The following is an 18,427-nucleotide window of genomic DNA, read 5'->3' as shown; positions in this document are numbered from 1 at the left end:
CGCTCCGGGGCACCAGGGGTTAGTGCCTGCGGGGCGGAGCGGATGCTGACGTGCTGCTCCGTGCGGTCAAGCGGCATCCGGCCGGATGTGGGTGGGGCGGCCGGTGCCGTGACGGGGCTGGCCAGAAGCATGACAATGCACCTGATGAAATGACAGGTCTCGGACCAGAGTTGGCCAGCTCTCGCCACCGGGCCGGGCTCCGGGGATGGCCGGATCGTCCGCATGGAAACTCCGACATATCCCATGGAATCGGGCGGCGGTGGCGGGATTCGACGGTATTCGATTCGGCCCGATGGTCGAGATCCGGCAACTCCCGTGAGCAGTAGGGAAGTTGTCGAACCGGTGAGTAGTCCGACTGTCCCGGTATGCCCCGCAATGGGCGGTGGCGGAACTCCGCCAGGACGCCCCCTTGTCCGCCAACGTGGACACCTGCTACCCGCCGCCGGGGCCGCCGGTACGGTGGAGGGGTGGCCAAGCCCCTAGCTCTCGAATTCGACCCGATCGCCCGCGCCGATGAACTCTGGACCAGCCGCTGGGGCGGCGTTCCCTCGATGTCGGCCATCACCTCGGTGATGCGCGCCCATCAGATCCTGCTCGGCCGGGTGGATGCCGTGGTCAAGCCGTACGGGCTGACCTTCGCCCGGTACGAGGCGCTGGTGCTGCTCACCTTCAGCCGGACCGGCGAGCTCTCGCTCTCCAAGATCGGCGAGCGGCTGATGGTGCATCCGACCAGCGTCACCAACACCGTCGACCGGCTGGAGCGGGCCGGCCTGGTGGCTCGCCGCCCCAACCCGCTGGACGGTCGCGGCGTACTGGCCGCGATCACCGACCGGGGCCGGGAGGCGGTCGAGCAGGCCACCCGGGACCTGATGGCGATGGACTTCGGTCTGGAGGGCTACGACGAGGAGCAGTGCCGGCAGATCTTCGACGTGCTGCGCCCGCTCCGGGTGGCTGCGGGCGACTTCCGGCAGTGACAGCCCTGTGGTCGGGGTGTCCGGTAAGGGCGGTTACCCTCGATGCCATGAAGCAGAGTGTGCTGACCCGCTACCGGGTCCTGGCGTATGTGACGGGTGTCCTGCTGGTCATGCTGACCCTGGGCGTGATCGGCAAGTACGCGCTGGACCTGTCGGGTGCGGCCGATTTCACCAAGGTGGTCGGCATGGCGCACGGCTGGCTGTACGTGGTCTACCTGGTCTTCGCCTTCGACCTCGGCACCAAGGCGAAGTGCCTCCCGACACGGGAGGGGCGCCTCTCCGTCTTCGGGCCACCATCGACAGATACTAGGACGTCCGAGTAAATTGACAGCACCCAAGCAGTAACTGGTCCCGCACCCACAAGGCAGCGGCCGCAACGGAGTGGAGTCGGAGTCTGATGGACGCCGAGGAGATCGAGGCCGGCCGTGCTCGCTGGCAACAGCGGTACGACAAGGCCCGAAAGCGTGAGGCCGACTTCACCACCCTGAGCGGTGACGAGGTGGAGCCGATGTACGGCCCGCCCGCCGGGCAGCCGTACGAGGGCTTCGAGCGGATCGGCTGGCCGGGGGAGTACCCGTACACCCGCGGCCTGCACGCCACCGGCTACCGGGGGCGGACGTGGACCATCCGCCAGTTCGCCGGCTTCGGCAACGCCGAGCAGACCAACGAGCGCTACCGGATGATCCTGGACTCCGGCGGTGGCGGCCTCTCGGTCGCCTTCGACATGCCGACCCTGATGGGCTACGACTCCGACGACGCCAAGTCGCTCGGTGAGGTCGGCCACTGCGGCGTGGCGATCGACTCCGCCGCCGACATGGAGGTGCTGTTCCACGGCATCCCGCTCGGCGAGGTCACCACCTCGATGACCATCAGCGGCCCGGCGGTGCCGGTCTTCTGCATGTACCTGGTGGCGGCCGAGCGCCAGGGCGTCGACCCGGCGGTGCTCAACGGCACGCTGCAGACCGACATCTTCAAGGAGTACATCGCGCAGAAGGAGTGGCTGTTCGCTCCCGAGCCGCACCTGCGCCTGATCGGCGACCTGATGGAGTACTGCGCGACTGGCATCCCCGCGTACAAGCCGCTCTCGGTCTCCGGCTACCACATCCGGGAGGCCGGAGCCACGGCCGCGCAGGAGCTCGCCTACACGCTGGCGGACGGCTTCGGGTACGTGGAGCTCGGGCTGTCCCGGGGCCTCGACGTCGACGTCTTCGCGCCCGGGCTCTCGTTCTTCTTCGACGCGCACCTGGACTTCTTCGAGGAGATCGCCAAGTTCCGTGCCGCACGCCGGATCTGGGCCCGCTGGATGAAGGAGCGGTACGGCGCGAAGACCGACAAGGCGCAGTGGCTGCGGTTCCACACCCAGACGGCGGGCGTGTCGCTGACGGCCCAGCAGCCGTACAACAACGTGGTGCGGACGGCCGTCGAGGCCCTGTCGGCGGTGCTCGGCGGCACGCAGTCGCTGCACACCAACGCGCTGGACGAGACGCTCGCGCTGCCGAGTGAGCAGGCGGCGGAGATCGCCCTGCGGACCCAGCAGGTGCTGATGGAGGAGACCGGCGTCGCCAACGTGGCCGACCCGCTGGGCGGTTCCTGGTACGTCGAGGCGCTGACCGACCGGATCGAGCAGCAGGCCGAGGCGATCTTCGAGCGCATCCTGGACAAGGCGACGGACGGCCACCCGATCGGGCCGATGACCTCGGGCATCCTGCGCGGGATCGAGGAGGGCTGGTTCACCGGGGAGATCGCGGAGGCCGCCTTCGCCTATCAACAGGGTGTGGAGAAGGGCGAGAAGCGCGTGGTCGGCGTCAACTGCCACCCGCGCAGCGTCACCCCCGCGCTGGAGATCCTCCGGGTCAGCCACGAGGTGGAGCGCGAGCAGGTCAGGACGCTGGCGGCGCGGAAGGCGGCGCGGGACGAAGCGGCGGTGCAGGCCGCTCTGGCGGAGATGCTCGCCGCTGCGCGGTCGGGGGAGAACATGATCCCGCCGATGCTCACCGCCGTCCGGGCGGAGGCCACGCTCGGGGAGATCTGCAACGCGCTCCGCGACGAGTGGGGGATCTACCACGAGACCGCGATGTTCTGAGGTCGTCGAGGGGCTCGGGGTACTGCGAACGTCAGCAGAGCCCCGAGCCCCTACCTTCCGAAGGTGAAGCGGAAAAGTGCGCCGCCGCCCGGGGCCGCTTCGGCGGTGAGGGTGGCCCCGTGCGCCCTGGCGATCTGTTGGGCCATGGCGAGGCCGAGGCCCGAGCCCGGGAGGGCGCGGGCGGCCGAGGCGCGGTAGAAGCGGTCGAAGACGTGCGGGAGGTCTTCGGGGGTGATGCCGGGGCCGTGGTCGCGGACGGTCAACTCGTGGGTGGTGAGGGCGACTTCGACCGGGCCGCCGGGTGGGCTGAACTTGGCCGCGTTGTCGAGCAGATTGCCCACCAGGCGGGCCAGCCGGGCCGGTACGCCGTCCAGGGTGACCTCGGTGCCGGCCAGGTCGAACCGGACGCCGGGCCAGTGCCCGCGTGCGGTGTCCACGCAGTGGGCCACCAGTGGCCCGAGCCGGACCGTCTCGACCAGGGCCTGGGGCTCCTCGTCCCGGGCCAGTTCGATCAGGTCGTTCACCAGGCCGGTCACCGCGCGCAGCTGTCGTTGCAGACCGGCGGTCGCGCGGGCCCGCTGCTCCGGCGTCAACTGCTCCACCCGGCCCAGGAGTTCCGCGTTGGTGCGGAGCGCGGTGAGCGGGGTGCGGAGTTCGTGCGAGGCGTCCGCGACCAGTCGGCGGCGGGCGGTGACGGACTGCTCCAGTTCGCCGAGCATGGTGTTGAACGCCCCGGCCAGCCGGGTCACTTCGTCCTCGCCCCGGCCCTGCGGCAGGTCGATCCGGACGGTGGCGTCCCGGGTCTCGGCGATCCGTTCGGCGGTGGCGGTCAGCCGGGCCACCGGGGCCAGGCCGGTACGGGCCACCGCGTAGCCGAGCCCGCCCGCCAGCAGGATGCCAGCGCCGGCCACCACCGCCATCAACTCCCCGGCCTGCCTGACGCCTTGCTGCACGGTGTCGGACCGCAGCGCGACCTGTACGGCCTGCCCGGGGCCGAAGCGGGTGGTGAGCATCCGGGCCGGGTGGCCGCTCACCGTGACGTCGGAGTAGTACGCGGCCCGCTGCCCGGCCGCGACCTGCCGGGTGGCGGGGGTGACCGGCAGCAGGTACGGGACGCCCGGGTCGTCGGCGGGCCTGGCGGGGACGATCTGGGTGCAGGCCGGGGCGGCCAGGTAGCCGCACTCGCCGTAGACGGTCTGCGGGCCCTGGCCCCGGTACTGCTGCTGGACCAGGGTGGCGTGCTGGGTGAGGTTCAGGTCGAGCTGGTGCACCAACTCGTAGCGGATGATGGTGAAGGCAGCGGCGCAGACCCCGAGGGTGACCAGGGCGACGGCGGCCGAGGTGGCCAGCGCCAGCCGGGTCCGCAGCGGCCGGCGGCGGCGCCACCGGGCGTGTGCGCTCACGGGGTGTCCAGCCGGTAGCCGACGCCGTGCACGGTGTGCACCAGCCGGGGTCCACCGCCGGCCTCCAGCTTCCGGCGCAGGTAACCGACGTACACCGCCAGCGAGTTGGAGTCCGGGCCGAAGTCGGCACCCCAGACCCGGTCCATGATCAGCTCGCGCGGCAGCACCTGCCCCGGGTGCTGCAGCAGCAACTCCAGCAGCGCGAACTCGGTGCGGGAGAACTCCACCGCCCGGCCCGCCCGGCGGCCGGTCCGGCTGACCGGATCGACCGTCAGATCGGCGAAGACATAGGCGCCTTCGGGCTCCGCCGGGGCGGCCCGGCGGAGCAGGGCGCGCAGCCGGGCGGTCAGCTCGTCCAGCGCGAACGGCTTGACCAGGTAGTCGTCGGCGCCCGCGTCCAGGCCGTCCACCCGGTCGCTGACCGAGTCCCGGGCGGTCAGCACCAGGATCGGGGTGCGGTCGCCCAGCGCCCGCAGCCGGCGGCAGACCGCCAGCCCGTCCAGCACGGGCATCATCACGTCCAGCACCAGGGCGTCCGGCTGCCAGGCCGTCAGTTCGGCCAGCCCGGCGAGTCCGTCGGCGGCGCCCCGGACCGCGTACCCGGACACCGCGAGGCCGTCCTCGACGGCGGCGCGGACCTCCGGATCGTCGTCCACCACCAGGACCTTCTGCGGGCTGCTCATGCGGACAAGCATCGCAAATGCGGCTATTAGAACTCTCTTACTACGCCTCGTCAGGCTCTGGTGTCATGACAGAACAGAGCTTGTCGGTGGTGATAGGTGCGGGCGGCACGGGTGGTCACATCTACCCCGGCCTCGCGTTGGCCGAGGCGCTGCGCCGGGCCGACCCGGGGGCGGAGATCTCCTTCGTCGGTACCGAACGCGGCCTGGAGACCGAGCTGATCCCGGCCGCCGGGTACCGGCTGCACACCGTGGACATGATCCCGTTCGACGCCTCGCTCGGCCTGCGCCGCTACCTGCTGCCCGCTGCGCTGCTGAAGTCCGGCGTGCAGTGCCGGGAGATCCTCCGGGCGCAGCGGGCCCAGGTCGCGGTCGGGATGGGCGGCTACCCGAGTGCCCCGGTGATCGTCGGCGCCCGGCTGGCCGGGCTGCCCAGCGTGGTGCACGAGTCCAACGCGGTGCCCGGCCGGGCCAACCGCTTCGCGGCCCGGCTCACCCCGCACCTGGCGCTGGCCTTCGACCGGACCAGGGACCACCTGCCGTCCGGGGCGAATGCCGAGACGGTCGGCATGCCGCTGGTCGGCGTGGTGGCCGGGCTCGACCGGGCGGCCCTGCGGGCCGAGGCCCGGGTCCGGCTCGGGGTGCCGCCGGGCGCGCGGCTGCTGCTCTTCAACGGCGGCAGCCTGGGCGCGGCCCGGCTCACCGAGGCGGCCCTCGGACTGGCCGAGCGCTGGCGGGCCCGCTCCGACGTCCGACTGCTCGTCAAGACCGGTCCGGCCGCGCTCGACGCGGTGCGGACACGGCTCGGCGCCAACCCGGTGGCCGAGGCCGTCCCCTACCTGGACCGGATGGATCTCGCGTACGCCGCCGCCGACCTGGTGGTCTGCCGAGCAGGGTCGGCCACCGTGGCGGAGCTGGCCAGCGTCGGCGTACCGGCCGTGCTGGTGCCGTACCCGCACGCACCGCACGACCACCAGACCCACAACGCCCGGGTGCTCACGGAGGCCGGGGCCGGGCTGCTGCTGCCCGACGCCGAGTGCAGCACCGCCCGGCTGGCCGCGCTGGTCGAACCGCTGCTGGCGGACCCGGCGCGGCTCGCCGTGATGGGCCGGGCCGCCGACCCGGGGACGCACGCCGAGGCGGCGGACCTACTGGCGGCAAAGGTGTTGCGGACGGTCCGTCAGCACCAGCACGAGACGAGGAGCGCGGCATGAACGACTGGACCGGCAAGCGGGTCCTGGTGACCGGTGGAGAGGGCTTCATCGGCTCGACCCTCGTGGACCTGCTGGTGGAGCGCGGCGCCGAGGTGCGTGCGCTGGTGCACTACAAGCCGTACGCCGAGCGCGGGTACCTGGCGGCCCATCTGAGGACCGGTCAGGTCGAGATGCTCGCCGGTGACGTCCGGGACGCGGGCCGGGTGCAGGACGCGGTGGCGGGCTGCGACACGGTCTTCCACCTGGCCGCGCTGATCGGCATCCCGTACAGCTACCAGTCGCCCGAGGCGTACGTGCAGACCAACGTGGTCGGCACCCAGAACGTCGCGGCGGCCTGCCTGCGGCACGGCGCCCGGCTGGTGCACACCTCCACCAGCGAGGTGTACGGCACGGCGATCACCGCGCCGATCAGTGAGCAGCACCCGCTCCAGCCGCAGTCGCCGTACTCGGCCTCGAAGATCGGCGCCGACATGGCGGCGCTCTCCTACTGGCACGCCTTCGAGCTGCCGGTCTCGGTGGTCCGCCCGTTCAACACCTACGGTCCCCGGCAGTCGGCCCGCGCGGTGATCCCCGCCATCCTGGCCCAACTGCACTCCGGCGCCCGGCAGATCAAGCTCGGCTCGCTCACCCCGACCCGGGACTTCACCTACGTCACCGACACCGCCGAGGGTTTCCTGGCCGCTGCCCTGGCCGACCGCGCGGTCGGCCAGGTGCTGAACCTGGGCACCGGCACCGAGATCTCCATCGGCGACCTGGCCCGGCAACTGATCGCCGCCTCCGGCCGGGACGCCGAGGTGGTGGCCGATCCGTCGCGGCTGCGGCCCAGTGGAAGTGAGGTGGAGCGCCTGCTCTCCGACAACACCAGGGCTCGCGAACTGGCCGGCTGGCAGCCTCGGATGCCGCTCGCGGAGGGCCTCCGCCACACCTCGGACTGGGTCGCCGCCAACCTGGACGCTTTCGCTCCCGACCGCTACCAGGTCTAGGCACCCGCGCTGGTGGTGCCTGGCTGAGCGCCTGCCAACAGGCCGGGCAGGGGGCTGAGCAGGAGGGTGGTGAAGCGGTGGATCCACTCCGGGGTGACCGGTTCGCCGCTCACCAGCATCCGGTGCTCGACGGTGCCGGCGATGGTGTCGAAGATGATCGCGATCTCCTCGGCGGCGGTCACCTCGTCCCGGTCCGGGCCGAGTTCGCCGCGGCGCTGGGCGTTCGCCCGGCCCCGCTGGACCAGGTGCTTCTGCGGGTCGACGATCCGCTCCCGGATGCGGCGGCGGAGCTGTGGGTCCCGGGAGCCCTCGGCGAACAGGGCGAGCAGGGCGGCCTGGGTCTCCGGGCGGGCCAGCAGCTCGGCGAAGCTGAGCACCACGGCTTCGATGTCGGCCCGCAGGCTGCCGAGGTCGACGATCTCGAGCTCGTCGAAGAGGCTCGCCACCGCGTCCACCACCAGCTCGTTCTTCGACGGCCAGCGGCGGTAGAGGGTGGTCTTGGCGACGCCGGCCCGGGCCGCGACGTGACCCATGGTCAGTCCGCCCCAGCCGAGTTCGGCCAGCGCGGCGCGGGTGGCGTCCAGGATCGCGAGGTCGGCGGCGGCACTGCGGGGCCGGCCCTTGCCGCGGACGGGCGCGGGCGCGGCCGGGGCGGCGGGGGCAGAGGCGGTGGGCTGCCGGGTGGTGGGGGCCACCGAGCCTCCTTGCGGTTTTTACCTGCGAGTAACTTGAGCTGCACACGGTAGCGACATACCGGCGGTAGCGGGACCCGGGAGGCGCCCGAAAGTGGGGCAGCTCACGTCCCCGGTTGCCCGGCAGGGCTTGCGGCACCGGCCCCGGATGCAGATACGCTACGACTCGTAGCGAATAGAGCGACAACCACGCGCCGACCCAGGGATCGGGTGGGCGCGGGGCGCGGATGGGGATCCGCGCCGGACTCCTTCGACTACCGGGGAGGTGACTCCCGCCGACGCCGGACCGGAAAGGCACCCGAGCCTTTCCCGGCGGTTGGCACACGTCACTGGTGCGGACGGGGGAGGATAGTGCCATGCAGCCACGGAATTCAGGTCTCAACAGCTCCGCCCTGCGCGGCGCGGTCGATCTCGCCGCAGTGAAGGCGGCCGGTGAGGCCGCACAGAAGGCCGAGCAGGCCAGGGTCGAGCGGGCCCGCCAGGCCGCCGCCGCAGAGGCGGACGGCGTCGCCCTGCCCACCGCCTCGTACCCGCTGGTGCTCGACGTCAACGAGGACACCTTCGAGGCCGAGGTCGTGCAGCGCTCGGCCGAGGTGCCGGTCGTGGTCGACTTCTGGGCCGAGTGGTGCGGGCCGTGCAAGCAGCTCAGCCCGATCCTGGAGCGCCTCGCCGAGGAGTACGCGGGCCGGATCGTGCTCGCCAAGATCGACGTCGATGCCAACCAGCTGATCGCCCAGCAGTTCGGCATCCAGGGCATCCCGGCCGTGATGGCCGTGGTGGCCGGCCAGCTCGTCCCGCTGTTCCAGGGGGCCGAGAACGAGGCCAACGTCCGCAAGATCATTGACCAGTTGATCGCGGTGGCCGAGCAGCGCTTCGGCATCGTCGGCGGCGCAGGTGCGCCCGAGGGCCAGGCCCCCGCCGCTGCGCTGCCGCCGGAGGACCCGGCGCTGGCGGCCGCGCACGACGCGCTGGATCGGGGCGATCTGGGCGGCGCCGTCCAGGCGTACCGGAACGTGCTGGCCGACCAGCCCGGCAACGCCGAGGCCAAGCTCGGTCTGGCGCAGGCCCAACTGCTGTACCGGGTCGAGCAGTTCGACCCGGCGGCGGTCCGGGCGGCGGCGGCCGGCGATCCGAAGGACGTCGCGGCCCAGCTGGACGCGGCCGATCTCGATCTGGTGGGCGGTCATGTCGAGGATGCTTTCGGGCGTCTGGTGGACACCGTGGGCCGGACGTTCGGCGAGGATCGGGACACCGCTCGGCTGCGACTGCTGGAGCTTTTCGAGGTGATCGGCACCGAGGATCCGAGGGTCGGCGCGGCCCGGGCCGCACTGGCCCGCGTCCTGTTCTGAACGCCCAATGCTGGCACGGCCGATGACCTGCGGTGCCGTGGGTGATTTGGCGACAATGCGCGCGGATTCGTGGGCCTTTATCAAATCTTGACCACACCCTCTCCTCATCACCATCGGTGACGAGGAGAGGGTGTTTCGCTGGTGTTGCCACGGAGTTTCCGAGCTGACCACCCGCCAGATCGTCACTCTCCGTGAGAAATCGCCGGATTTCATGATCGACGGTTACTGATGTTGGATTACTCGTCAGTAACGAACCTCTTGTACTTCGCCTGGGATTCAAGCACGATCGGCGACGCCCGGTCCTCTCCCCAGAGGTCCCCACCGGGTGGCTGCCGGCTCCGGTCGGCGGCTGAGGGCAGGGGGGTATCCGCAGATCCCAGAAAAGCGGGTCCTGTCCCTTTCCGGCCGCGCATCCCTGCGTGGCCGTAGGTTGTCGCCGCTATTGAGGACGTGGCTCTCTCCCATCCCAGCCTGGCCGGCGCGGGACGCGCCGGGAACGGCCGGAGATGTACGTCCCAGAAGGAGGACTCGCATGTCCCAGACTTTCGGCAAGACCCGCTGGAAGCGCTTCGCGCTCGTGATGGTCCCCGGCATCGCCGCCACCGCGGCCATCGGTGTGAGCCTCGCGAGCAACGCGCTGGCCGCCTCGTTCAGCGTCTCGGGCCAGGACTTCAAGGTCACCACCTCGCGCCTGGAGGGCACCAACTTCGCCCAGTTCGGCGGGGTCGACTTCGAGGTCAACGGCACGCCGCACCCGATCGCCATCTCGACCTTCGACACGGCCACCATCAACAACATGTGCCAGTCGGTGAAGACCAACCTCGGTCCGCTCGGCGACTGGACCCTGGTGCTGAACGCCGGTGGCGACCCGACCAAGCCGGTCACCGCCAAGAACCTGATCCTGGATGTGTCCGAGCTCAAGGCGGACGCCGAGTTCAAGAACATCAACATCGGCCAGGACGCCTCGACCCTCGGGCACAAGGACGGCGACGCGATCGACCTCGTCCGCAAGCAGGGCAAGCTGCCCACCGGCGCCCGGGGCTTCGCCCAGGCCGCCGACGAGGCCGTCCTGACCGACGTCAAGCAGACCGCGTGGGCCACCACCGCGGGCACCTTCAAGCTCAACGGCCTGAAGCTCAACATCAAGAAGGGCTCGGGCACGGGCATCGAGTGCTACATGCCCGAGGCCGGCTGACGGTCCGTCCCCGGACGACCTGACTGACCGATCGTCACGGCCGGGGCGGGCAACCGCCCCGGCCGTACCCTCTCCGACTTTCCCGCCTGCGAGTACCACCGAGGAGCTGCCTCGTGTCCAGCGCTACCGTCCCCCCGTGGCCCCAGCAGGAGGGCCAGGCGACCCCCTGGGAGAGGTTCCACACCTGGCGGCACACCCGACCGTTCTGGGGCGGGCTGCTGGCCATCCTGGCGGGCGGGCCGATCCTGTACTTCCCGTACTTCCACCTGAAGCTCGGCCAGCTCACGATGGCCATGTCGACCACGGCCGGCGCGGGTTCGCTGGTGATCGGCCTGCTGCTGATCGCGCTCGGGCTGACCGCGTGGTTCCAGCCGCTGGTCCGGGTGTTCTGCGGGGTGGCCACCACCATCCTGAGCCTGATCTCCATCCCGGTCTCCAACTTCGGCGGCTTCCTGATCGGCTTCCTGCTCGGCCTGGTGGGCGGCGGTCTGCTGCTCTCGTGGGCGCCGCTGAAGCCCGAACCTGTCGTCGAGGCCGTCGAGACTGTCGAGGGCGCCGAGTTCGCCGCCGAGCAGCCGGCCGGGAGTGAGCCGGCCGCCGCAGAGCCGGCCCAGGCCGCCGAAGCCCAGGTCGCGGACGTCCAGGCCGCCGACACCCACGTGCTGCCCGCCCAGCCGCAGGCCGCCGATCCGGAGGGGCAACGGTGACCGACCGAGACGAGGCGGCCGACCTCCGGCTGCCGGGCCCGCGGCACGCCGCGCCGCGGCGCAGCTCCCGCCTGCGCGGCCGGGCGTTCGCGCTGGCCGCCGTCCCCACCGCGTTGCTGATGGGGGCGATCCCGACGCTGGCCTCCGCGGAGAGCCCGAAGAACTGCGCCAGCGCCCCGGACACGGTGCTGGAGGAGATCCCGGTCCCGAAGAGCGAGCTGACCCCGCTCCCGGGCACCCCGGGACTGCCCGGCGCCGAGGCGTCCACCCCCGCCACCGTGCCCACGGCGCCCGCCGGCTCCGCCAGTGCCACCGCTCCGGTGGGCACGCCGAGCCCGTCCGGTACGGCCTCCGAGCGTGCCTCCCGGGGTACGGTCCGGCCGAACGGCATCATCGACGACATCGTTGACGTCCTGCTGCCGCCGAAGCCGAGCAACTCACCGACGCCGAGCCCGAGTTCGACCTCGAAGGCCCCGACGGCGACGCCGAGCCCGATCATCGTGGCACCCCGGGCCGTGGCGCCGGCCGCCGTCCCGTCCGCCACCGCGTCCGCGACGGCGAGGCCGAGCGGCAGCGCCAAGTCCTCGGGTGCCTCGGCCAAGCCCAAGGCGGCCGGTTCGGCCTCCGCCTCGCCCTCGGCCGACCCGAACTGCGCCGTCGACACCAGCTCGGTGAAGGCCCTCAAGAGCACCCCCGGGCACGTGGTGCCGGAGCAGAACTGGACCCTGCGCTCCACCCGGCTCGCCCTGCACGGCTCGGTCTTCAACGGCGTCTACGACGTGAAGACCCCGACCGGCACCAAGCGGGTGCTGAAGTTCACCACCGCGAGCGTGGACATCGAGAACCTCGACATGTCGACGATCCAGATCCCCGGCCTGACCTTCCACGTGAAGAGCAAGCCCGGGTCGACCTCGACCATGCGGCAGGGCCCGGTCACCATGTACGTGGAGAGCCTCTCCGGCCACCTGGCCGAGGTGCTCGGCCTGCCGATCCCGATCGACCTGGGCGAGATCACGCTCACCCCGGACACCCTGCCGAAGTGGCTCTGGGACATGCTCAGCACCGTCCCGATCCCGCTCGACCTGACGCTGACCGGGGCCAAGGCCGTCCAGGCCGGTCAGTTCGGCGGCACGCTGAAGATCCCCGGCAGAACTCCGGGGCGCCCCACAGGCGTTACTGCTACTGTGCGGGGCTCAGAGAGCCGCGCGGGTGCCCAGGTGGTGGACCTGGACCATGTTGGTGTTGCCGGGGATGCCGGGCGGGGAGCCGGCCGTCACGATGACGGTGTCGCCCTCGTTCAGGCGGCGAAGCGCCAGCAGCTCCTGGTCGACCTGGGCCACCATCGCGTCGGTGGTCTCCACCTGCTCGGTCACGTACGCCTCGACGCCCCAGCTCAGCGAGAGCTGGTTGCGGGTGGCGACGTCCGGGGTGAAGGCCACCACCGGGATCGGCGAGCGGTAGCGGGACAGCCGGCGGGCGGTGTCACCGGACTTGGTGAACGCCACCAGCGCCTCGGCGTTCAGGAAGTCGCCCAGCTCGCAGGCGGCGCGGGCGATCGAGCCGCTCTGGGTGCGCGGCTTGCGGCCCGGGTTGAGCGGCTGGAGGCCCTGCGAGAGCAGCTCCTCCTCGGCCGTCTCGGCGATCCGGCTCATCGTCTTGACCGTCTCGATCGGGTACTTGCCGACGCTGGACTCGGCGGAGAGCATGATCGCGTCCGCCCCGTCCAGGATCGCGTTGGCGACGTCCGAGACCTCGGCGCGAGTCGGCCGCGAGGCGTGGATCATCGACTCCATCATCTGGGTGGCGACGATGACCGGCTTGGCGTTCCGGCGGGCCAGCGTGATCAGCTGCTTCTGGACCAGCGGCACCTTCTCCAGCGGGTACTCCACCGCGAGGTCACCACGGGCCACCATGATCGCGTCGAAGGCGAGGACGATCTCCTCCATCGCCTCGACGGCCTGCGGCTTCTCGATCTTGGCGATGACCGGGACGCGGATGCCGACCTCGTCCATCACCTTGTGCACGTCGTGGATGTCGCCCGCGTTCCGGACGAAGGAGAGCGCGACCATGTCGACGCCCAGCTCCAGCGCGAACCGCAGGTCGTCCTTGTCCTTCTCGGACAGCGCGGGCACGTTCACGGCCGCGCCGGGCAGGTTGATGCCCTTGTTGTTCGAGAGCACGCCGCCCTCGATCACCACGGTCTTCACCCGCGGGCCGTCGACGCTGACGACCTCCAGGGCGATGACCCCATCGTTGATCAGAACCGGGTCGCCGGGCTTCACGTCGCCCGGCAGGCCCTTGTAGGTGGTACCGCAGATGTGCTGGTCCCCGGGCACATCCTCGGTGGTGATGGTGAACTCGTCACCGTTGTCGACCGTCACCGGGCCGTTGGCGAAGGTCGCCAGACGGATCTTCGGGCCCTGGAGGTCGGCCAGGATGCCGATGGTGCGGCCGGTGTCCTGGGACACCTGGCGGACCTTGCGGTACCGCTCCTCGTGCTCCGCGTGGGAGCCGTGGCTCATGTTCAGTCGGGCGACGTTCATGCCCGCTTCGACGATGGCCTTCAGCTGTTCGTAGGAGTCCGTGGCAGGACCCAGGGTGCAGACAATTTTCGCTCGGCGCATATCGGTCAGTCTATCCGTTCGTGTTATGGGTGCATTCCGCTCGAATGGTGAGAGATCGCCGACGAAGCATCCCGAGGGGTGGGATACTGACGTCTCGTCAGGCTCCGTGCACCAGGGCGAAGGACTGCTGCGCGATCTCCAGCTCCTCGTCCGTGGGTACCACTGCGACGGTCACCCGTCCGTACTCGGGGGAGATCACCCGGGCCTCGCCGGAGCGGACCGAGTTCAGCTCCGGGTCCACCGCGATGCCCAGCTCCTCGAGGCCGGCGCAGGCGGCCGCGCGGACCGGTGCGGCGTTCTCGCCGACTCCCGCGGTGAAGGCGATCGCGTCCACCCGCCCGAGCACCGCGTAGTAGCCGCCGAGGTACTTGCGCAGTCGGTGGATGTAGCTGTCGAAGGCCAGCTTCGCGTCCTGGTCGCCCTGGTCCGCACGCCGCATGATCTCGCGCATGTCGTTGTCGCCGCACAGGCCGAGCAGGCCGCTGCGACGGTTCAGCAGCTCGTCGATCTGGTCGATGCTCAGGCCGCCCACCCGGTGCAGGTGGAAGATCACCCCCGGGTCGACATCACCCGAACGAGTGCCCATCACCAGGCCCTCCAGGGGAGTGAGACCCATCGAGGTGTCCACGCAGACCCCGCCCGCGACCGCCGAGGCCGAGCCGCCGTTGCCCAGGTGCAGCACGATCAAGTTCAGCTCGGCCGGGTCCCGGCCGAGCAGCCGGGCGGTGGCCCGCGAGACGTACTGGTGCGAGGTGCCGTGGAAGCCGTAGCGGCGCACCCCGTGCTGGTCCGCCACCGCCTTGTCGATCGCGTAGCGGGCCGCGTACTCCGGCATGGTGGCGTGGAAGGCGGTGTCGAAGACCGCCACCTGCGGCAGGTCGGGGCGCAGCGCGCGGGCCACCTCGATGCCGGTGATGTTGGCCGGGTTGTGCAGCGGGGCGACCGGGACGAGGCGGCGGATCTCGGCCAGCACCTCGTCGGTGACCAGGGTGGGCGCCGTGAACCGCCGGCCGCCGTGCACCACCCGGTGGCCGATCGCTGCCAGCTCGGGGGAGTCCAGGCCGAGGCCGTCGGCGGCCAGCTCCTCGGCCACCGCCTTGAGTGCCGCACCGTGGTCGGGGAAGACCTGGACGGTCTCCCGCCGGTCGCCGTCGCGCGGGGTGTGCGCGAGCCGGCCGTTGCCCTCGCCGATCCGTTCGACCAGGCCGGCGGCCAGCCGGGCGCCGTTCACCATGTCGATCAGCTGGTACTTGACCGAGGAGGAGCCGGCGTTGAGGACGAGGACCCGGGTGGCGTCGGTCATGAGGCCGTTCCTTCGTTCTGAGCCTGGATGGCGGTGATCGCCACGGTGTTGACGATGTCCTGGACCAGCGCCCCCCTGGACAGGTCGTTGACCGGCTTGCGCAGGCCCTGCAGCACCGGGCCGACGGCCACCGCACCGGCGGAGCGCTGCACCGCCTTGTAGGTGTTGTTGCCGGTGTTGAGGTCCGGGAAGATCAGCACGGTGGCCCGGCCAGCCACCTCGGAGCCGGGCAGCTTGGTGGCCGCGACGTGCGCGTCGACCGCCGCGTCGTACTGGATCGGCCCGTCCACCAGCAGGTCTGGGCGCAGCTCGCGGACCAGCTCGGTGGCCTTGCGGACCTTGTCCACGTCCGCGCCGGAACCCGAGGTGCCGGTGGAGTAGGAGAGCATCGCGACCCGGGGTTCGACGCCGAACTGGGCGGCGGTCTCGGCCGACTGGATGGCGATGTCGGCCAGCTGCTGGGCGTCCGGGTCGGGGTTGACCGCGCAGTCGCCGTAGACCAGCACCTTGTCGGCCAGGCACATGAAGAAGACCGAGGAGACGATCGCCGCGCCCGGCGCGGTCTTGATCACCTCGAAGGCGGGGCGGATGGTGGCGGCGGTGGAGTGCACCGCGCCGGAGACCATGCCGTCCGCGATGCCCTCCTGGACCATCAGGGTGCCGAAGTACGAGACGTCGGTGACCACGTCCAGCGCCAGCTCGACCGTCATGCCCTTGTGCGCGCGCAGCTTGGCGTACAGCTCGGCGAACTGCTGGCGCAGCGGGCTGGTGGCCGGGTCGACCAGTCGGACCTGCGCCTGGTCGCCACCCTCCTGCGGGAGCGTGATGCCGAGCGCGGCGGCCTTGCGGCGGATCGCGTCCGGCTCGCCGAGCAGGGTGAGGTCGCAGATGTTGCGGCGCAGCAGGATCTCGGCCGCGCGCAGCACCCGCTCCTCGGTGCCCTCGGGCAGCACCACGTGCCGACGCTCGCCCCTGGCCCGCTCCAGTAGCTCGTGCTCGAACATCATCGGGGTGACCCGCTCGGACCGGCTGAGCTCGATCCGGCTGGTCAACTCGGCGGTGTCGACGTGCAGTTCGAACAGGCCGAGGGCGATCTCGGCCTTCCGGGGGCTGGCCTGGGTGAGCTTGCCCTCCAGGTGGGTGAGCGCGGCGGCGGTCAGCCAGCTGCCCTCCGGGACGACGGCGACCGGGGTGCCGGGGGCCAGCCGGGCGGCCAGCGCCATCACGTTCGGGCCGGGGTGCTGACCGAGCGTCAGCAGCACGCCGGCGATCGGCGGGGCACCGGCGGAGTGCGCGGCCAGCGAGCCGATCACCAGGTCCGCCCGGTCCCCGGGGGTGACCACCAGGGCGCCCTCGGTCAGCGCGGTCAGGAAGGTCGGCAGCATCGCGCCGCCGAACACGAAGCCCCGGACGTCCCTGGCCAGGCCCGCCGCGTCGCCGAGCAGCAGCTCGGCGCCGGTCGCCTCGACCAGCTGGGCCACCGTCGGGGCCGCGAGCGCCGGCTCCTCCGGCAGGACGTACGCGGGGAGGGGGAGCTTCTCGGCCAGGGTGCGCTGGATCTGCTGCTTGGCGCCGGGGGCGACCCGGTTGGCGATCATCGCGAGTATCGAGCAGCCCAGGTCGCGGTAGGCCCGGTGGGCGTTGCGCACCTCGGCGATCACCGCCTGCGGGTCCTCGTCGTGGCCGCCGACCACCGGCAGCACCCAGGCGCCGAACTCGTTTGCCAGCCGGGCGTTGAAGGCCAGCTCGTCCGGGATGTTGGTGTCGGCGAAGTCGGTGCCGAGCACCAGCACCGCCTGGCACCTGCGCTCCAGCGCGCGGAACCGGTCGACCAGGGCGGAGACCAGCTCGTCCGGCCCCTGCGCCGCCTGGAGCGCGGCCGCCTCCTCGTAGGTGAGGCCGTACAGCTCGGTGGTCGGCAGGTCCAGCCGGTAGCGGGTGCGGAGCAGCTCCACCACGTGGTCCGACCCCGGCTCGCCGGGGGCGTGGGCGTGGACCAGCGGACGGAACACACCGACCCGGTCCACCTGACGGGTGAGCAGTTCCATGACCCCGAGTTCGACGGCCTGCCGGCCGTCCCCTCGGCCGATCCCGGTCACGTACACGCTGCGCGCCACGTGGGAGCTCCGTTCCGGTCGTCCTCAGTGCACGGTCACATTGACCATACATTCGCACCGGGAACGGCTGTCCGCATACGCGACCATCCGAACGAGGCAAGGGACGAACGTCCCCGGCGGGCGGGCCTTTCGACCGGCCGCCGGGGGCGGACGGGGGGTCAGTTCGCCGGGCGGAGCCAGACGGTGGCCAGTGGCGGGAGGACCAGTTCGGCGCTGCGCGGCTGGTCGTTCCAGGGGGTGGCGTCGGCCTTGACGGGGTGGGAGTTGGCGACGCCGCTGCCGCCGTACTCGGTGGCGTCGGTGTTCAGCGTCTCCTCCCAGAGCTGGTCGGTGGTGTCCAGGGCGGGCAGGCCGACCCGGTAGCAGTGCCGGACCACGGGGGAGAAGTTGCAGACCGCCACCAGCGGGCTGCCGTCGGCGGCGAACCGGACGAAGGAGAGCACGTTGTCCTCGGCCGCGCCGCCGTCCAGCCAGCGGAAGCCGTCCGGGGTGGTGTCCTGCTCCCAGAGGGCGGGGCTGTCCAGGTAGCGGCCGTTCAGGTCGGCGACCAGGCGCTGCACGCCCCGGTGCTCGGCGGCGGCGGGCCAGTCCTCGCCCAGCACCCACCACTGCGGGCCCTGCTCGTGGTCCCACTCCGCGCCCTGGGCGAACTCCTGTCCCATGAACAGGAGTTGCTTGCCCGGATGAGCCCACATGAAGCCCAGGTAGGCGCGGTGGTTCGACCGCTGCTGCCACCAGTCGCCGGGCATCTTGGAGACCAGGGACTGCTTTCCGTGCACCACCTCGTCGTGCGAGATGGGCAGCACGTAGTTCTCCGAGTACGCGTAGACCATCGAGAAGGTGATCTCGTTGTGGTGGTGCTTGCGGTGCACCGGCTCCTTGGACATGTAGACCAGCGAGTCGTGCATCCAGCCCATGTTCCACTTCAGGCCGAAGCCCAGGCCGCCGGTGTCGGTCGGCCGGGTGACGCCCGCCCAGGCGGTGGACTCCTCGGCGATGGTGACCACGCCGGGGCAGCGCCGGTAGACGGTGGCGTTCATCTCCTGCAGGAAGGCGGCGGCGTCCAGGTTCTCCCGGCCACCGAACTGGTTCGGGGTCCAGTC

The 18,427-nt window shown here is 71.4% G+C and carries 16 protein-coding genes; 8 read left to right on the top strand and 8 right to left on the bottom strand.

Annotated elements, in window-relative coordinates; translation table 11 throughout:
• Positions 1-467 precede the first annotated feature (467 nt).
• The 3 genes from ACXJMZ_RS15175 (at position 468) to ACXJMZ_RS15165 (ending at position 3,057) form a co-directional block, all read left to right on the top strand.
• Positions 468-974, top strand: a complete 507-nt coding sequence (locus tag ACXJMZ_RS15175) for a MarR family winged helix-turn-helix transcriptional regulator (protein WP_057226754.1) — start codon at positions 468-470, stop codon at positions 972-974.
• A gap of 47 nt (positions 975-1,021) precedes the next feature.
• On the top strand, positions 1,022-1,297 hold the full coding sequence (locus ACXJMZ_RS15170; RefSeq protein ID WP_457030555.1) for a DUF3817 domain-containing protein: 276 nt from the start codon (positions 1,022-1,024) through the stop codon (positions 1,295-1,297).
• Positions 1,298-1,371: 74 nt separating this feature from the next.
• The gene (locus ACXJMZ_RS15165; RefSeq protein WP_457030554.1) at positions 1,372-3,057 is read left to right on the top strand and encodes an acyl-CoA mutase large subunit family protein; all 1,686 of its coding nucleotides are present in this window, start codon (positions 1,372-1,374) and stop codon (positions 3,055-3,057) included.
• A 50-nt stretch (positions 3,058-3,107) separates the two neighbouring features.
• Here ACXJMZ_RS15165 and ACXJMZ_RS15160 read toward each other — a convergent pair whose 3' ends face one another.
• Positions 3,108-4,460, bottom strand: coding sequence for a sensor histidine kinase (locus ACXJMZ_RS15160; RefSeq protein WP_457030553.1), 1,353 nt, complete (start codon positions 4,458-4,460; stop codon positions 3,108-3,110).
• Positions 4,457-5,143 (bottom strand): response regulator transcription factor, encoded by a 687-nt coding sequence (locus ACXJMZ_RS15155; protein ID WP_457030552.1) that lies wholly within the window; start codon positions 5,141-5,143, stop codon positions 4,457-4,459. The genes ACXJMZ_RS15160 and ACXJMZ_RS15155 overlap by 4 nt, the downstream gene beginning before the upstream one ends.
• Before the next feature lie 65 nt (positions 5,144-5,208).
• Here ACXJMZ_RS15155 and ACXJMZ_RS15150 point away from each other — a divergent pair, with 65 nt between their 5' ends.
• Both ACXJMZ_RS15150 and ACXJMZ_RS15145 read left to right on the top strand, forming a co-directional pair.
• Complete coding sequence (locus tag ACXJMZ_RS15150) at positions 5,209-6,354, top strand: UDP-N-acetylglucosamine--N-acetylmuramyl-(pentapeptide) pyrophosphoryl-undecaprenol N-acetylglucosamine transferase (protein ID WP_457030551.1); 1,146 nt, start codon at positions 5,209-5,211, stop codon at positions 6,352-6,354.
• The gene (locus ACXJMZ_RS15145) at positions 6,351-7,337 is read left to right on the top strand and encodes an SDR family NAD(P)-dependent oxidoreductase (protein ID WP_457030550.1); all 987 of its coding nucleotides are present in this window, start codon (positions 6,351-6,353) and stop codon (positions 7,335-7,337) included. Before ACXJMZ_RS15150 ends, ACXJMZ_RS15145 begins: the two co-directional genes overlap by 4 nt.
• On the opposite strand, the gene ACXJMZ_RS15140 is transcribed toward ACXJMZ_RS15145, so the two are convergent.
• Positions 7,334-8,032, bottom strand: coding sequence for a TetR/AcrR family transcriptional regulator (locus ACXJMZ_RS15140; RefSeq protein ID WP_457030549.1), 699 nt, complete (start codon positions 8,030-8,032; stop codon positions 7,334-7,336). The two genes, ACXJMZ_RS15145 and ACXJMZ_RS15140, sit on opposite strands and share 4 nt — an antisense overlap.
• Before the next feature lie 353 nt (positions 8,033-8,385).
• Here ACXJMZ_RS15140 and trxA point away from each other — a divergent pair, with 353 nt between their 5' ends.
• The 3 genes from trxA to ACXJMZ_RS15125 all read left to right on the top strand — a co-directional run bounded on the left by trxA (position 8,386) and on the right by ACXJMZ_RS15125 (position 11,280).
• A complete protein-coding gene (gene trxA, locus ACXJMZ_RS15135) occupies positions 8,386-9,378 on the top strand; it encodes a thioredoxin (RefSeq protein ID WP_457030548.1) in 993 nt (330 codons plus the stop codon).
• Between the two features lie 532 nt (positions 9,379-9,910).
• Positions 9,911-10,573, top strand: a complete 663-nt coding sequence (locus ACXJMZ_RS15130; protein WP_457030547.1) for a DUF6230 family protein — start codon at positions 9,911-9,913, stop codon at positions 10,571-10,573.
• Between the two features lie 113 nt (positions 10,574-10,686).
• Positions 10,687-11,280 carry a DUF6114 domain-containing protein gene (locus ACXJMZ_RS15125; protein ID WP_457030546.1) on the top strand — a complete coding sequence of 198 codons (594 nt, stop codon included), beginning with the start codon at positions 10,687-10,689 and terminating at the stop codon, positions 11,278-11,280.
• Between the two features lie 772 nt (positions 11,281-12,052).
• Here the strand turns inward: ACXJMZ_RS15125 and ACXJMZ_RS15120 are convergent.
• The 5 genes from ACXJMZ_RS15120 to ACXJMZ_RS15100 form a co-directional block, all read right to left on the bottom strand.
• Entirely contained in the window at positions 12,053-12,334 is a 282-nt protein-coding gene (locus ACXJMZ_RS15120; RefSeq protein ID WP_457030545.1) for a hypothetical protein, read from the bottom strand.
• Positions 12,335-12,473: 139 nt separating this feature from the next.
• Entirely contained in the window at positions 12,474-13,904 is a 1,431-nt protein-coding gene (gene pyk / locus ACXJMZ_RS15115; protein ID WP_457030544.1) for a pyruvate kinase, read from the bottom strand.
• Positions 13,905-14,001: 97 nt separating this feature from the next.
• A complete protein-coding gene (locus ACXJMZ_RS15110; protein WP_457030543.1) occupies positions 14,002-15,207 on the bottom strand; it encodes an acetate kinase in 1,206 nt (401 codons plus the stop codon).
• Positions 15,204-17,324 carry a phosphate acetyltransferase gene (gene pta / locus ACXJMZ_RS15105; protein ID WP_457030542.1) on the bottom strand — a complete coding sequence of 707 codons (2,121 nt, stop codon included), beginning with the start codon at positions 17,322-17,324 and terminating at the stop codon, positions 15,204-15,206. The genes ACXJMZ_RS15110 and pta overlap by 4 nt, the downstream gene beginning before the upstream one ends.
• Positions 17,325-17,482: 158 nt before the next feature.
• A partial coding sequence (locus tag ACXJMZ_RS15100) for an alpha amylase C-terminal domain-containing protein (protein ID WP_457030541.1) occupies positions 17,483-18,427 on the bottom strand: 945 nt, incomplete at its 5' end.

Source organism: Kitasatospora sp. P5_F3 (genome assembly GCF_054049135.1).
This window is presented reverse-complemented; position numbering and strand designations above follow the sequence as displayed.

Coding starts and splice junctions, on each gene's coding strand:
- pyk (WP_457030544.1), bottom strand. CDS start 13,904: ATGCGCCGAGCGAAAATTGTCTGCACCCTGGGTCCTGCCACGGACTCC.
- ACXJMZ_RS15155 (WP_457030552.1), bottom strand. CDS start 5,143: ATGAGCAGCCCGCAGAAGGTCCTGGTGGTGGACGACGATCCGGAGGTC.
- trxA (WP_457030548.1), top strand. CDS start 8,386: ATGCAGCCACGGAATTCAGGTCTCAACAGCTCCGCCCTGCGCGGCGCG.
- ACXJMZ_RS15120 (WP_457030545.1), bottom strand. CDS start 12,334: ATGTCCCAGAGCCACTTCGGCAGGGTGTCCGGGGTGAGCGTGATCTCG.
- ACXJMZ_RS15145 (WP_457030550.1), top strand. CDS start 6,351: ATGAACGACTGGACCGGCAAGCGGGTCCTGGTGACCGGTGGAGAGGGC.
- ACXJMZ_RS15110 (WP_457030543.1), bottom strand. CDS start 15,207: ATGACCGACGCCACCCGGGTCCTCGTCCTCAACGCCGGCTCCTCCTCG.
- ACXJMZ_RS15170 (WP_457030555.1), top strand. CDS start 1,022: ATGAAGCAGAGTGTGCTGACCCGCTACCGGGTCCTGGCGTATGTGACG.
- ACXJMZ_RS15130 (WP_457030547.1), top strand. CDS start 9,911: ATGTCCCAGACTTTCGGCAAGACCCGCTGGAAGCGCTTCGCGCTCGTG.
- ACXJMZ_RS15150 (WP_457030551.1), top strand. CDS start 5,209: ATGACAGAACAGAGCTTGTCGGTGGTGATAGGTGCGGGCGGCACGGGT.
- ACXJMZ_RS15165 (WP_457030554.1), top strand. CDS start 1,372: ATGGACGCCGAGGAGATCGAGGCCGGCCGTGCTCGCTGGCAACAGCGG.